Source organism: Candidatus Krumholzibacteriia bacterium (assembly GCA_035268685.1).
In the GTDB taxonomy this organism is placed as follows: domain Bacteria; phylum Krumholzibacteriota; class Krumholzibacteriia; order JAJRXK01; family JAJRXK01; genus JAJRXK01.
This window is the reverse complement of sequence record DATFKK010000107.1, coordinates 1-15,350: the sequence shown is the minus strand read 5'-3', so window position 1 is coordinate 15,350 and position 15,350 is coordinate 1. Positions and strand designations below refer to the sequence as shown.

Below are 15,350 nucleotides of genomic sequence, written 5' to 3'. Positions count from 1 at the left end.
AGCCGCCTGGCCGAGTACGCGGGCTTCGTCGTCCCCGGCGGCTTCAGCTACCAGGACCGCGTGCGCGCCGGCGCGATCGCCAGCCAGTCGCCGCTGGTCGAGGCCCTGGCCCGCGAGGTCCAGGGGGGCAAGCCGGCGCTGGGAATCTGCAACGGCGCGCAGATCCTGGTCGAGGCGGGGCTCGTGCCCGGCGACGAACCGGGCCGCGTCGACGTGGCCATGGCCCGCAACCGCGTCGAGGGCCGCGACGGCTACAACGCCCAGTGGGTATTCGTGCGCCGGGGCGAGACCGCGCCCTGCTTCTTCACCGAGGAACTGAGCGAGCCCTTCCCCGTGGTGATCGGCCACGCCGAAGGACGCTTCGTGTCGCGCGAACCTGGCTTCCTCACGCGCATGCAGGACCGCGAGAATCGCACCCTCTACTACTGCACGCCCGACGGGGACGAGGCCACGGCCTACCCCTGGAATCCGAACGGCGCCATGGGCGCGCTGGCCGGCCTGCACGGACTCGACGGGCAGGTGCTGGCCTTCATGCCGCACCCCGAGCGCGCCGCGTGGCTGTGGCAGGTGCCCGAGGACATCGTCGGTCCGTGGGGCGATCGCCGGCGCGCGGCGGTGGGTGCGTCGATCGCCGCGGCCGAGGGTCCCGGCCTGGCCGTGCTCGGTGCCTTCGGGCGTCTGCAGAAGGTGGAATCGGTATGAGTGATCTCGCGTTCCTGGTCCGCGGTCGCAGCGTCGATCTCGTCGCCATGACCGCCTTCAACACCTTCCGCGACACCCTGGGCCTGGGCGACGAGATCGCCCTGCTCGAGCGCGACGACGTCTACGTGATCGAGAACGTCGACGAGGGCGACGCACCCGCGTGGATCGAGGCCTGCACCGACCACCAGCACTGGTTCAACCCGAACAAGCATCGCTTCGCCGCGGTGCTGGCCCACGACGGGGCGCTCGAGGCGGTCCGAACCGACGGCACCTGGCCGCATCCGTGGCTGCGGCGCCTGGTCCAGACCGATCGGCCGGATCTGGTGGCGTCGCAGCGGGCGATCGACGACGTTCTCCGCGCGTGGCTGGCCGTCCGTCCGGTCGACGGCCACTACGCCGTGCCGCTGCTGGCGTGGGATCTCGAGGACGGCCTGAGTCCGCTGCCCGGCGGCCACTGGCCCGACGGACAGCGGGTGCGACTGCGCGGCGTGCTGTGGACGATCGTGCTCCGCGCCGACTCCGTCGACGCCGCCTCGGCCCGGGCCGAGGAACTGGCCGTGACCCGGGCCCGGCGCAAGGGCCTGCTCGTGCATCCCCACATGCAGGGATACGCTCCCATCGGTCCCGCCCTTGCCCTGGAGCCGGCGACGGGCTGACCCCCAGAGGTGAACCGACATGGACGATCGGGATCTGCAGCGCTTCGACGACGATGACCGCTTCCACGACGAATGCGGCGTGATGGCCGTCGTCAACCACCCCGAGGCGGTGGCCCTCACCGCGATCGGTCTGAGCGCGCTGCAGCACCGTGGCCAGGAGAGCGCGGGAATCGCCTCGGCCGACGGCTTCGTCGTGCAGAGCTACAAGGACATGGGAAAGGTCAGCGACGCGTTGACCGAGGACGCGATCGACCACCTCAAGGGGCACGTCGCGGCCGGGCACGTCCGCTACAGCACCACGGGTTCGAGCAACCTGCGCAACGCCCAGCCCATTCACGTGACCACCAAGCACGGCAGTCTGGCCATCGCACACAACGGCAACCTGGTCAACGCGATCAGCCTGCGGCGCGAGATGGAGGCCGACGGTTCGATCTTCAACACCACGAACGACAGCGAGGTGATCCTGCACCTGATCGCCCGCAGCCGGCAGGAGACCGTCGACCGCGCCGCCGCCGAGGCCCTGCGCCAGGTGAAGGGCGCGTTCAGCCTGGTGCTGATCGACAAGGAGCGCGTGATGGTCGCCCGCGACCCGCGCGGCTTCCGTCCATTGTGCCTGGGCAAGCTGGGCGACGCCTGGGTCGCCGCCAGCGAGACCTGTGCGCTCGACATCGTCGGCGCGACCTACGAGCGCGACGTCGAGCCCGGCGAGATGGTCGTCCTGTACGAGGACGGCCGCATCGACGCCTACCCGTTCGACGAGCCCGCCGAGAAGCCGGCCATGTGCATCTTCGAGTACGTGTACTTCTCGCGTCCCGACAGCATGATCTACGGACGCAGCGTGGACGAAGTGCGGCGGCGCCAGGGCGAGATCCTCGCCGAGGAGGCCCCGTGCCCGGGTGCCGACGTGGTGATCAGCGTGCCCGACAGTTCCAACACCAGCTCGCTGGGCTACGCGAACGTCTCGGGCATTCCTTTCGAGCTCGGCCTGATCCGCAACCACTACGTGGGCCGGACCTTCATCCGTCCCAGCCAGGACATCCGCGACTTCGCGGTGCGCAAGAAGTACAACCCCGTGCGCCGCGTGCTCGAGGGCCGCAGCGTGGTCGTCGTCGACGACTCCATCGTCCGTGGCACCACCATGAAGCAGCTGGTGAAGATGCTGCGCCAGGCGGGCGCGCGCGAGGTGCACCTGCGGATCAGCTCGCCGCCCATCACCCATCCCTGCCACTACGGCATCGACACGCCGGTCCGCAAGGACCTGATCGCCAGCTCCCACTCGGTCGACGAGATCGCCGACTACCTGCGCGTGGACTCGTTGGCCTACCTGTCGGAGAAGGGCCTCCTGCAGTCGGTGCGCGAGTCCGACGGCTTCTGCCGCGCCTGTTTCACCGGCGACTACCCGGTGGAGTTCGAGAACACGGGCAAGGACGTGTTCGAGAGCGGCGTGCGCAGCGGCAAACCGCGCGTGGCGGCGCGGAAGGGTGAGGGCCGGGGGTAGCGGACGGCGGCGGTCGGCGACTGCCCGCCGCAGCCGGTGACCCGGCGGCGTGCGATGACATACTCGAATTCCGGGGGTGGAGGGATGTCACCCTCGCGGGGCTGACGAAGCGAGATGTCAGCCCGTGAAGGCTGACATTCGCCGTCGTCATCCGTTGGCGGCTGACAATCCGAAGTCCGGGTCTCGTCGAAGGGGATCCGCGGGCGAGGTCACGTGCGATGGGCTCCTGACGCTCGGTGTCGCCGGGTAGGCTGGGCTCGCCGGCCCACACACTGAACCCCGAGGGTTCCCAGAAGAGCGGCATCTGTTCGGTGTGATCTCTCAGACGCTGGCCTGGCGCAAGCGTCCGACTTTCGCGGCGGAAGCGCGAAGAGGCTGCCCGGGCGGAACATCGCGATGCGGGCGCGGCATGGCGTACGAGGACGACGACCCGATCTGGATTGCACGCCGACTGCGCCGCCCACTGGCCGAGACCCGGGATACGATCGGGCACTACGATCGAAGAGGGTGGGGGATGACGATCGTCGGCACGTCCTGGCCGTCGCGCGGACGCGTCGTCCCCTGATTCGACTCTCTCGCCGCGGAGCCGTGGTGCTATCATGCCCCGGTGGCTCGCCGGCGAGGCCGTGCAGCTGTGAACCGATCCGCACCCCCGACGACGCAGGAGATCCGGTGCACGACGACCCCACGTCCCCGAGCCACGATCCCCACGAGACACGCCCGCTCGGCTCCGCCCCCGGTTCCGACGACACGATCGAGGGGTCCGAGTCCTACCCCGATCGCATCGGAAACTACACGATCCATGGCGTGCTCGGCCGCGGTGGGATGGGCGTCGTCTTCGAGGCGGAGCAGGAGGCACCCCGGCGTCCGGTGGCGTTGAAGGTGATCCGCGGGGCGCGCTACGTCGACGAACTCACGCTGAAGTTGTTCCGCCGCGAGACCGAGTTGCTCGGCCGGCTCGACCATCCGGGCATCGCGAAGATCTACGAGGCCGGGCGCACCGCCGACGGCGAGCCCTACTTCGCCATGGAACTCGCCCGCGGTCGGACGCTCGCGCACTGGGCGGAGATCGGCGACGGTGCGCGCCTGGACCGTGCGGCGATCGAGCAACGCCTTCTCGTGTTCGTCCGCATCTGCGAGGCGGTCGGCTTCGCGCACCGGCGCGGGGTGATCCATCGCGATCTGAAGCCGGCGAACGTCATCGTTGGCGCACCCGACGAGACGACCGGCCTTCCGGCGATCAAGGTGCTCGACTTCGGTCTCGCGCGGCTCGCCGAGAACGACGATCCCGACGCGACGGCGATGACCCAGGACGGTCAGACCCGGGGCACGCTCGCCTACATGAGTCCCGAGCAGATCCAGGGACGTGCGAATTCGCCGGACGTGCGGGTCGACGTCTACGCGCTGGGCATCGTGCTGTACGAGGTCCTCACGGGCACGCGTCCGTACGACACGGGAGCGTCGGTCGCACGAGCGGTGCGCGCGATCTGCGAGGAGGCTCCGGGGATGTTGCGCGACGCGTGGCGCGGTCCGAGTGCACCCGACGCCGACCTCGAGACGATCGTGGCCACCGCGCTCGCGAAGGATCCGGACCGGCGGTACGCGACGGTCGACGCGCTGGCCGACGACGTGACGCGCTATCTCGAGCGTCAGCCTATCAAGGCACGACCGGCCAGCACGGCCTACGTGGTGCGCATGCTGGTTCGGCGCAACCCTCTCGCGAGTGCATTGACCACCGTCGCTCTCGCGATGGTCGTCGGCTTCGGCGCGGTCATGCTCGTGCTGTACCAGCAGTCGCAGCAGAACCTGCGCCGTGCGCTCGTGGCCGAGACCACGGCCGCACGCGAAGCGCGCTCGGCGACGCGCGTGACCGACTTCCTCGTCGATCTCTTCGCCGTGGCCGATCCTCGGGGTGGCGAGGGGGAGACGATCACCGCGGGGGAGATCCTCGAGCGTGGCGCGGAGAAGACGCGAACGGCGCTCGCATCCGAGCCCCACGCCCGCGCGCGCCTCACGGACGCCCTGGGAGAGGCCTACTTCGGCCTGGGGCTCTACGAACGTTCCGTGGAACTCCGGCGTGAACTCGTCGAGTGGGCCGACGCCAGCGACGCGCCGCTGGCCGAGCGCTTCCGGACGCGTCTGAACCTCTCCGAGGCGTTGAGCTGGGAGGGTCGATCGGACGACGCGCGGGCCGAGCTGGCGGCGGCCGCGACCCTTCTCACCGATGCGGGCGTGGCCACCGATGACTCGTTGTTCGCTCGGGTCGGCGATCAGGGGATCGCGATCGCCGTGTCCGCCGGCGACATCGAAGGCGCCCGGGAATTGATCGCACGCTACGACGGGACGATCCGTCGCTGGTTCCCCGACCCCAGTGGACTCCGTGGACGCTACCTCATGACGGTCGGCAATCTCGAGGACCGTGCCCGCAATCCGAACGGAGCACTCGAGCACTTCAGCGAGGCCCGCGAACAATTCCTTGCGCTCGATCCACCCGATGCACTCCGTGCGGCCGAGTGTGTCCAGAATTTCATCGGCCCGAACCTGGTGCTCGAGCGCTTCGACGAGGCCCGTGATGCGGCGACCCGGGCGGTCGAGGAACTCACGGGCATCCTCGGCGAGGAACATCCCCGTGCGATCAATGCGCGCGCGAACATGGCGATCGTCGCGGTGCGGACGGGCGATCGCGAGAGCGGCGGCGTGGAGATGCGACGCGCGCTCGAACTCTGGGAGAAGGCACTGGGGACCGACAGTGCGCAGTACGAACAGGCCGTCTACAATCTCGGCTACTTCCACCTCGAGGGTGGGAACTACGAGCAGGCGATCGAACTCCTCGAACGCAGCCACCGCGACCGGACCGAGCGCTTCGGCCCGGAGAGCATGGCGGTGACCTATCCCGCGTTCAGTCTGGCGACCGCCTACCGCGCGGTCGGTCGGCTCGAGGAATCGCTGGCGATGGCGCAGCAATCGCTGCGGATCGACGAGAAGCTGCTGGGCCCCGACCACGAGGACGTCGCGTGGGACCGCCTGGAGATCGCGCAGACGCTGAGAGCCATGCGGCGCGTCGAGGAAGCCGATTCGATGCAGGCGCGGGCGCACGCGATCTTCGAGAAGGTGCGCGCGGCGCGGGGTGGGCAGTAGCCGAGTCGACTCACGCCCATCGCGAGCCGTGCCGGGTCGGGCGGGTCGATCGGTGAGGTGGTGCGGCCGTCAGGACGCCGCGGCGGTCGCGAGGCGGTAGGTCGTGGTCCGCGCCCGCGCCACGGCGAATTCGAAGCCCAGTCCCGTGCCGAAGATCACGACGCCGGCGAAGACGAAGTCGCCGAGCGTCCAGACCACTTCGTCGGTGGAGCGCATGGCGAAGAGAGGAACGGCGAGGAGGACGTGGGTGATCAGCGCGACGCGCACGAGCTCGTGAGGGGCAGGCACGAGCGTCCTGCTCCTTTCCCGGAGGATTCCGAAGAGGGTGTCGGTGAAGCTGCACAGCACGAGGCCGGCGAGGCCCTGGCCGTGCGCGCGGCGTTCACGGCAGAGATCGGCGAAGGTCTGCCGCATGCTCGTACCGAAGCGCTCACGGAAGACGGGCGGATAGAGGCGCAGCACGATTGCGTAGAGGGCGCCCAGGCGTCGCGTCATGGGATCGTCAGCCATGGGAACTCCGGGGTCGCAGGTCGCGGAGCTGCGCGACGGCGACGACCTCGCGATAGCGTTCGAGTTCGGTGGCCAGCGCTTAGCGGCCCTGGCCAGTGATCTCGTAGTAGACGCGCCGTTCGTCCTCCATCTCCGGGTCGACGCGGCTCTCGGTCTCGCGGACGAGGCCGGCGTCCATCATCCGGTTCAACGAGCCGTAAAGGGTGCCCGGGCCCATGTTCACACGCCCGTTCGAGTCGGCCTCGACCTGCTTCATGATGCCGTAGCCGTGCCGCTCGCGGGCGGACAGCGCCAGCAGGATGTGCAGGACGGCGGGAGTGAGCGGCTTGGGAGGCTTCGTACTCATGGGGGCGATGAGATATCCGTGACGGATATAGCACAAGTCGAAAGTGCTGCCCGGTGCTCGGTGGCGCGCAGCGGACGCGCTCCAATGGCTATCTTCACAGATTCGCGCTTCGTCGTTGGACTCGCGGCCGACGAGAGGGCCATGCCCTGGTTCTTGCGTAGAAGTTGCAGGTCTGGCACGAGAAGGCGGGCGCCGGCGGTCTGATACGGACTTCCGCTTCGAGGGCGCGTGTGCCAGACTCGGCGGGCCGAACGCCCCCCCCGTCCGGGTTCCGTGAAGTCCTGTCGCAACTGCAACCAGCCCCTCGCCGACGGACCCTTCTGCCCGCACTGCGGACAGAAGGACGAAGGCCTGCCCACGATGCGTCAGCTCTTCGGGCAGGTGCTCGACGACGTCTTCTCGATCGACTCGAAGGTCGTGCGGACCTACACGACCTTGCTGTTGAAGCCGGGACGGATCACCTCCGAGTACCTCGCCGGGCGGCGGGCGCGGTACGTGCGGCCCTTGCGCCTGTACTTGTTGAACTCGCTGCTGTACTTCCTCGCCGCGGCGGCGATGGGGCAGACCTTCATGGCCACCGGCGACGAGGGCAGTGGCGCCGTGGTCCGGGTCGGCGATCAGGCCGGTGGCTCCTCGGTCGAGGACGTCGCTGACGCGCTCCGCGACGCCGACTTCGATCCGGCCGTACGCACGCGGCTGCGCGAATCGCTCGCCGACGCGCGCGTCGACTCGGCCTGGATCGATGCGTTGGCCCCCCGCGACACCGTGGAGATCGACGGCGACGACTTCGGTTCGGTCCCCCTGGTGGGGTCCCGCGTGCGCTCGCAGATCGAGAAGGCCGAAGCGATGGAGTCCGACGAGGTCTCGCTGGCGCTCAACGAGGCCATGATGCGCCACTTACCGAAGGTGGTCTTCGCCCTGGTGCCGGTGTTCGCGGCGATCCTCGCGTTGCTCTACCGTCGACAACGCCGCCTCTACGCCGAACACTTCGTGGCCGCTCTGCACGGCCACTCCGTCGCGTTCCTGTTACTCTTCGTGGCGACGGTGGTGCCCACCGAGGTCGACAACGTCTTCGTCCTCGCGGCGCTGATCGTCCACGGGCTGGTGGGACTGCGGCAGGTGTACGGGCAGGGCTGGGTGAAGACGGTGATCAAGGCGATGATGATCACGATGAGCTATTCGATCGTGCTGCTCGGCGGGGTCGCCGTCGCGGCGGTGGTGGCGTTCCTGACGATCTGAGTCGCGCCCGACGGCCCGACACGATCGTCCCCACCTGCGTGGTGGACCGCTGCGCCGTTCCATCGTGCGGGTCGTTGCCACCGAGTTTGCGGGTGTGACAGCTGAACGCGAGCAGACGCTCCCCACGACAGCTCGGACAGCGCATGCGCGCGACTCCACCCTCGGGGCGGCCGCACGCGAGGTGCTGGTCCACGACACGAAGGACCGTACGCCGCAGACTACCGCGCCGGTGCCCGAAGCGCTCGACGTGGACCCGCACGTAGGGCTCGAAGTTCCCTTCGAACAGCCGGTAGAGCGCCGTGGTCTGGGCATGGCGCGGGCACTGGACGTTCGCTGCCGAAGGCGCCGTCGACCTCGAGGCCGGCGTAGGAGGTCAGCTGATCAGCGGTGAAATCCAGGGCCAGAGGGGCGTTGACACGGCGGGCCAGATCCACTTTCCTTCGTCTCCCTGAGGGTGGCCTTTCGACACGCGGGGTCTTGAGAAGTAGGCAACTCCTTTCTGCCGCGATCGTGGCCAGATCTCGAGGAGAAAGGCGGCTCTCGTCAGAGATGCCGCCTTTCTTCATGTCGCGTTTCGAGGAATTGGGGCTAGAGTTCCGCATCTACGGAGGCCTCCCTCGCCGAGGCGGATGTTCTTCGTCGTCCGCGGTGGAGTCCATCGCATCGAGACGCCTCACCCTTCGTTCCCAGGCCGGCGACGGTGATCCGTGGAGACCATTCCCGTTCTGATCGGCGTGGCCTTTCTCCTGGGGCTCTGTGCGCGCCTGGTCGGCTTGCCACCGCTGGTGGGATTCCTGATCGCTGGTTTCGGCCTGGGCGCCACCGGCTACGAATCCTCGCCGGATCTACAGCTCGTCGCCGATCTCGGCGTCACGTTGTTGTTGTTCACCATCGGTCTCAAGCTCCGCGTCCGGAGTCTGCTGCGGCCCGAGATCTGGGCCGGGTCGATCGTCCACATGGCTCTCGTCGTGGCGTCGCTCACCGGGGTCTTCGTGTTCCTGGGATTCGGCCAGTTCGCCTCGCTCGACCTTCGCACGGCCGCCTTGATCGCCTTCGCCCTGAGTTTCTCGAGTACGGTCTTCGCGGTGAAGGTCTTCGAGGAACAAGGGCAGTCCAGCACGTTGTTCGCGCGCACTGCGATCGGTCTGCTGATCATGCAGGACATCGTGGCCGTGGTGTTCCTTGCCATTTCGCAGGGCAAGGCGCCGACGCCGTGGGCGATCGGCCTGCTGCTCCTGCTACCGGGACGGCGGGCTCTGGGTTGGTTGCTCGACCGAACGGGTCACGGCGAATTGCTCCTCCTTCTCGGCGTGATGATGAACTTCGTCGGCTGGAACCTCTTCGAGATCGTTCAACTCAAGGGCGATCTCGGGGCCCTGGTCATGGGCATGCTGATCGCCGATCATCCGAAGGCCAAGGAGATGGCGCGGTCGCTCCTCGGATTCAAGGATCTCTTCCTCGTCGGGTTCTTCCTCACGATCGGCTTGCGTGGGGTCCCTTCGGCGAGCGACCTCGGGATCGCGCTCTTCCTCACGGCCTTGATTCCTCTCAAGATGGCTCTGTACTTCGGCGTTCTGACACGCTTCCGGCTGCGCGCGCGGACGTCGCTGGTGGCCACGCTCGGCCTGGCCAACTACAGCGAGTTCGGCCTGATCGTGGGCACACTCGGCGTGAGTGCGGGGTGGTTGAGCGATCAGTGGTTGCTGATCCTCGCGGTGGCCGTCGCGTTGACCTTCGTGCTGGCGGCGCCGTTGAACGCCACGTCGAATCGGATCTACGACTGCCTTCGCGAGACGCTGGTGCGCTTCGAGACCGAGCAGCGGAAGTCCGAAGAGATCCCCGTGTCACCGGGGGCGGCGGAAGTGGTGATCTTCGGCATGGGACGTGTCGGCACGGGGGCCTACGGCGCGCTACAGGAGCAGTTCGGCAAGCGCGTGCTCGGCGTCGACACCGACCGAGGTGTGGTCGAGCGCCACGTCGACGCCGGCCGCAACGTCATCCCCGGCGACCCGACCGACCTCGACTTCTGGGACCGCTTCGACGACACCGGAGGACGGATCGAGTTGGTCCTGTTGGCCCTCCCCAATCACCAGGCCAACCTCGCGGCTGCGGCGGAGATGGAGAAGCTGCCCATCCGCTCCCGGTTCCGTGTCGCCGCCACGGCCAAGTACGACGACCAGATCCCGGCGCTCGAGGCCCATGGTGTGGACGTGGCCTTCAATCTCTACGCCGAGGCCGGGCAGGGCTACGCGGACATGGTGATGACCCTCACGCAGGAGGGGAGTCGGGCTCGAGGAGTTCGACTCGGGGCCCATCCGTGAGCTGGGTTCGCCAGCCGACGCGCCTCGGTCGTCGGATCCCACCTTCAGCGCGGAGCGTCGGCTCACCCGCCCAAGCGTCCGACTTCCGCGGCGGAAGCGGTGGGACTTCCACTGCGGAAGCGCGAAGGCTTCCGGCGCGGAACATCCCCAGACGATCCCGGGGATCCCCAGACATCCCAAGGTGTCACCCGACCGGACGGTTCTCGCGGACCAGATCCTCGCTCGCGGAGATCTCGCCCTCGACAGGGGCAGCGCCTTCGACGGCGGTCAGCCCTCACCGTCCAGCACGATCCGATAGGCCGCGGCTTCGTCCGGATCCGGTGTGACCCGCAGGTTCGTGAGGTCGCGCGTTCGCGAGAGGAATTCGTCGCGCGGGAGATCGCGGAACAGGGGGTCGAGCGGGAGCCGCCAGGCGACCCAGCCCGCGGAGGTGTCGGCCAGCAACCAACGGCCGCGGGGATCGAAGTGCAGGCCCATGACGAACGACCGGCCCTCGCCCGGCATCCCGACCGTCCACTCGCCGTCGCCATCGATCTCGGCAATCTTCAGGACACCGTCCCATCCCGCGGCGGCCACCAGCCCGAGCTCGTCGCTCCGGACCACGTCGGAAGGGCGGGGGCGGGTGAGGTTCGTCACGCGACGTCGGGTACCGGTCCGGAGTTCCACGTCCCACAGTGTCCACTCCTCGTCCACGAGGGCCACGTGGCGGCCGTCGTCGGTGAAGCCGTGCACGAAGGTGTCGCTCTCGGTCAGTAGCGTGTCGGGCGGGAGTGTCGGGTCGTCGAGATCGATCCGGACGACGTGGTCGGACGACAGGACGAGCAGGTGTCGGTCGTCGAAGCGCGCCTCGCGGATCGTGCCCACGTTCGGCTCGAGCGTCGCCTCGACCCGATCCCGCTCGAGGTCGACGACACGGAGCGTTCGACTCGCGCCCGCCGGTGGCACGGTGATGCAGACGATGCGGCGGCCGGTCGCATCGATCGCCAGGGGCGGTTCGTACTGGCCCACGCTCTCGAGGCGCGTGAGCTCGTCGCGCTCGAGGTCGATCCGTCGGAAGGCGTCGACCTTCACGTTGTAGGTGACCGCGACGCGTCCGTCGTCGGAGACGAGGAACGCGTGGGTCATGCCCCGATTCAACGGGATCCCCTGTCCGACGAGTCGGACGGGCTGCTTCGTGCCTCGATCGAGGGGCATCTCCAGGAAGGTCCCCGCCAGGGTCCACACGTAGAGCGCGCTGCCGTCGGGGGCCGGGGTGACCGTTGCGCCGGCACCGAGGGAGTCCCGCACGGCGAGGGTCCAGGCGATGGGCCCTTCGGTCCTCCAGTGCGCGACGGCACCGCCGCCGGTGATCCCGTTGCGACTGGTGACGATCGTTCCGTCGGGAAGGAACGTGCCGTCGTGGGCCCAGTGGGTGCGATCCAGCAGATGGGTCGGCGTCCGCGGCGGACGATGGTCGTCGTCGAACACCTGGATCGTCTCCGAACCCCACGACACGAGATAGCGATCCCGGTGGGGGTCGAAGCGTCCGGCGTGGTCCTCCGGCTCCAGTCGGTGCTCGGCGACACGGCGCGGCGGGGACGTCGTCAGGTCCCAGCGACGCACGACGCCGCGGATGTCCACGGATCCGGCACTCGAAGCCGTGTCGTCGACGAAGACACAGGTGATCGGGTGGTCGTGCCGTCCGACCGGTCGGGCGTCGCCGCCGTCGAGATCGTCGACCGATTGCAGGAGGACGGTTCCGTCGGCGTAGTCGAGGATCCATCGACCGGTGGGGTCGATCGCCGGCCGGTGGTCGCTGACCTGCAGGTCGTGGCGACCGGCCGAACGTCCCATGCGGCGGGTCGATCCGCCGATGGCGTCGACCTCCCACCACAGTGGAGCCTCCCCCGGAACGGTCTCCACGAAGAAGAACCGACCCGGCTCGTCGGACGGGTAGACGTACGACGACTGCACCGACGCGGGCTTCGGTCGGTACAGGACCGAGTCGCCGTTGGCCACCCGCCACACGTGCAGCCCGGCCGTCGAGACGGCCGCGACGTGCGTGGCGTTCGGGTCGAAGCGCAACTGGAACGCGAAACCCTCCGCCGACGACACGAAGGTCCGCATGGACAGATCGGACGTGTCGTAGATGCCGACGGTGGGGTTCCGTGTGCGCGACCATGCGACCGCACAGAGGCGACCGTCGAGGGAGGCGTCGACGGAGAGGGGGTTGCCGCTCTGGCCGTGGCGGGGCCATTCGTCACGCAGTGGGCCGGTGACCAGGGCCCGGCGGACGACGTCGCGGGTGGCGGGTTGGTCGACCACTTCGAGGCTCGAGATCGCGTAGGCCACCGCGAGCGAAGGGTCGTCGTTCACGTTCTCCCGCGCGAGCGACAAGCGCTCGTTGGCGACGGCCCGGTCGCGTTCGCGCGCGATGACCCGCGTCTGGTGGGTCTGCCACGCGGCGAAGGCGACGATCAGGACGAGCAGCAGGGTGGACGTACCGACCGCGGTGCGGTGCCGTTGGACGAAGCGCGCGGTCCGGTAACGCACCGATGGCGGGCGTGCCTCCACCGGCTCGGTCCGCAGGTGGCGCCCGATGTCCTCGGCAAGGTCCCGCGGCGTTTCGTAGCGCCGCTTCGGATCCTTCTCGAGGGACTTCAACGTGATCCAGTCCAGGTCGCCCCGCAGCTTGCTCGTGAGCTTCCGCGGATCGAGGCGACGGAGCGCCGCCACTTCCGCCGTCCGGTTCCCGAGGGTCGAGACGCGGGTGCTCGGCCGGGGGACCTCGCTCTCGCGCAGCACGCGGAGCATGCCGTCCATCCCCGCCCGGGCGAGCTCCTCGGGATCGTAGGGCAGTGCTCCCACCAGCAGCTCGTAGAGGATCACGCCGAGCGAATAGACGTCGGCGCGGGTGTCGACGCCGGCCGCGGTCATGGCCACCTGCTCGGGACTCGTGTACAGCGGCGTGCCGATCAATTGTCCGACGAAGGTCGCCGCACTGCGATCGGTCAGCGGTCGCGCGGTGGCCTTGGCGATGCCGAAGTCGATGATCTTGGGCACCGCCTGGCCGTCGACCTCGACGACGAGGATGTTGCTCGGCTTGAGGTCGCGGTGGAGCACCGTCTTCTGGTGGGCGTGCTGGATCGCCTGGCAGACGGTCCGGAACAGGCGCAACCGCTCCTCGATCGACAGGCGCCGGCTCTCGCAGTAGTCGGTGATCGGCTCGCCGGCCAGGTACTCCATGGCGATGAACGGGCGCCCGTCGGCGGTCGCGCCCGCGTCGTACACGCGTGCAATGGCCGGGTGGTCCATCAGCGCCATCGCCTGCCGCTCGATCTCGAAGCGCGTGATCACCTCGCGGGTGTCCATGCCCTTCTTGATGATCTTGAGCGCGACGATGCGGCGGACGGGCTCGTGCTGCTCGGCGCGCCACACCTCGCCCATGGCGCCGGTGCCGATGCGCTCGAGCAGGCGGTAGGGACCGATGCGGCGTGCATCGTCGTCGGGACGGGCAGGGTCGTCTCGGCCGGTCATGACGTCGGTGGTGGGAGCACGAGGGGCCGCGGCGGGAGCCGGAGGCACGGCGAGTGTGCCCGGAATCGGCGGGAGCGTCGCGGGTGGATCACGGATTCGGGGGACATGCCCCCCCCAGAGGAAGACGGTCTCGTTGACCCGACCGAACGGCTCCGGCTACGATTTTCCCACGGTTCCCGCCGGTCACGTCCCCCTCCGTCGAGGTTTGCACGGTGGAGCCCGAGGATCTGTTCGACACCCACGGACTCGTGCGAAGCGCGCGTGACGGCGACGCCCGCGCGATCGAGCGTCTCTACCGCCGGTACATCGACCGCGTCGAGACCTGGGCGCGCGGACGCGTTCCGCTCCGCGCGCGGGACCTGCACGACACCCAGTCCGTCGCCCACGACGTCCTCGTCCGCAGCCTGCTCCGCGTCGTCGACGGCGACGAGGGGATCCGGACGTCCTTCCGCGCCTACGTCCGACGCGCACTGCGCAACCACCTTGCGGACCTGGGCCGGGGGACGAGGCCGCTGCATGCCGACCTCGACACGGACCTCCCCGAGGACGGCCCCTCCGAGCTCGAGTGCCTGCTCGAGCGCGAATTCGAAGCCTTCGTGCGGTGTCGGATCGACGAGCTGCCGGGGCCGTCGCGCGAGCTGCTCGTCCTGCGCTTCGAGCTCGAACTCGGCTACGCCGAACTCGCCCGTCGGCTGTCGCTCGAGTCGGCCGACGCCGCCCGGATGCGTGTGAACCGGGTGCTCGATCGGTTGCGGGGGGCGATCGAGCGTCCGGCCTGATCGCACCGGACACCGTTCGATCCCGCATTCGGGCCCGTCTCCTGTGTAGAACACGAATCGCGTGGTACACGGCAGGGGCCGGTGCGACCACGCCGGATTCCACACTGCAGGAGGCCTCCCGTGCGCCCTCTCCGTTCCCTGTTTCCCATCGCCACCCTCGTCGCGGTCCTCGTGGCCACCGGCTGCGATCGCGACCGCATCACCGATCCCGCGGACACCGTCCCGAGCGGCACGGTCCCGTCCGTCGAGGAAACCGCCGATCCGCGCGTCGAGTCCCTCGCCGCCCAGCTCGCCCTCGCCGCCCACTGGGAGATCGATCCCGAGCGCGCTCCCGACGTCGACGGCCTCGATCGGATCGTCGGTCCGGTGACCGTCGTCGATCGTGCCGCGCTGACCGAGGACGTCGTGCACGTCGTCTTCGAGATCCGGACCGGCAACGGTCCCTACGATGCGATCCGGCTGCACCGGGTCGTGCGGGAGCGTCGGCCGGGACGTCCGATCCGGGCTCCGGAATCGCTGTTCCTCCTCCACGGATCGGGCGTCGGTTTCGAGGGATCGTTCCTCGCCGCGCCGTCGGACCCGGCCGAGCGCTCGCTGCCCGTGTTCCTGGCCGAGAACGGGATCGACGTGTGGGGGATCGATCTC

General features: G+C 69.0%; 11 protein-coding genes. 8 read left to right on the top strand and 3 right to left on the bottom strand.

The annotated features are described in order from the left end of the window. The 4 genes from VKA86_10365 to VKA86_10350 form a co-directional block, all read left to right on the top strand. Nucleotides 1-702 (top strand): phosphoribosylformylglycinamidine synthase subunit PurQ (locus VKA86_10365; protein HKK71611.1); only part of this gene is annotated, 702 nt, incomplete at its 5' end. Beyond that, a complete protein-coding gene (locus tag VKA86_10360) occupies nucleotides 699-1,358 on the top strand; it encodes a hypothetical protein (protein ID HKK71610.1) in 660 nt (219 codons plus the stop codon). The genes VKA86_10365 and VKA86_10360, both read left to right, overlap by 4 nt. Before the next feature lie 19 nt (nucleotides 1,359-1,377). Next, a complete protein-coding gene (gene purF / locus VKA86_10355; protein HKK71609.1) occupies nucleotides 1,378-2,856 on the top strand; it encodes an amidophosphoribosyltransferase in 1,479 nt (492 codons plus the stop codon). A gap of 672 nt (nucleotides 2,857-3,528) precedes the next feature. Next, a complete protein-coding gene (locus VKA86_10350) occupies nucleotides 3,529-5,994 on the top strand; it encodes a serine/threonine-protein kinase (GenBank protein ID HKK71608.1) in 2,466 nt (821 codons plus the stop codon). Between the two features lie 69 nt (nucleotides 5,995-6,063). On the opposite strand, the gene VKA86_10345 is transcribed toward VKA86_10350, so the two are convergent. After that, nucleotides 6,064-6,504, bottom strand: coding sequence for a hypothetical protein (locus VKA86_10345; GenBank protein HKK71607.1), 441 nt, complete (start codon nucleotides 6,502-6,504; stop codon nucleotides 6,064-6,066). A 79-nt stretch (nucleotides 6,505-6,583) separates the two neighbouring features. Next, entirely contained in the window at nucleotides 6,584-6,850 is a 267-nt protein-coding gene (locus tag VKA86_10340; GenBank protein HKK71606.1) for a PadR family transcriptional regulator, read from the bottom strand. A gap of 273 nt (nucleotides 6,851-7,123) precedes the next feature. Between VKA86_10340 and VKA86_10335 the strand changes: the two genes are divergently transcribed. Together VKA86_10335 and VKA86_10330 are read left to right on the top strand one after the other, a co-directional pair. Then, nucleotides 7,124-8,089: a DUF3667 domain-containing protein gene (locus tag VKA86_10335; protein ID HKK71605.1), complete on the top strand. Its 966-nt coding sequence runs from the start codon at nucleotides 7,124-7,126 to the stop codon at nucleotides 8,087-8,089. A 707-nt stretch (nucleotides 8,090-8,796) separates the two neighbouring features. Further along, nucleotides 8,797-10,410 carry a cation:proton antiporter family protein gene (locus VKA86_10330; GenBank protein HKK71604.1) on the top strand — a complete coding sequence of 538 codons (1,614 nt, stop codon included), beginning with the start codon at nucleotides 8,797-8,799 and terminating at the stop codon, nucleotides 10,408-10,410. Nucleotides 10,411-10,677: 267 nt separating this feature from the next. On the opposite strand, the gene VKA86_10325 is transcribed toward VKA86_10330, so the two are convergent. After that, the gene (locus VKA86_10325; protein HKK71603.1) at nucleotides 10,678-13,926 is read right to left on the bottom strand and encodes a serine/threonine-protein kinase; all 3,249 of its coding nucleotides are present in this window, start codon (nucleotides 13,924-13,926) and stop codon (nucleotides 10,678-10,680) included. 212 nt (nucleotides 13,927-14,138) lie between these two features. Here VKA86_10325 and VKA86_10320 point away from each other — a divergent pair, with 212 nt between their 5' ends. Both VKA86_10320 and VKA86_10315 read left to right on the top strand, forming a co-directional pair. Then, nucleotides 14,139-14,705: a sigma-70 family RNA polymerase sigma factor gene (locus VKA86_10320; protein HKK71602.1), complete on the top strand. Its 567-nt coding sequence runs from the start codon at nucleotides 14,139-14,141 to the stop codon at nucleotides 14,703-14,705. A gap of 120 nt (nucleotides 14,706-14,825) precedes the next feature. After that, a partial coding sequence (locus VKA86_10315; protein HKK71601.1) for a hypothetical protein occupies nucleotides 14,826-15,350 on the top strand: 525 nt, incomplete at its 3' end.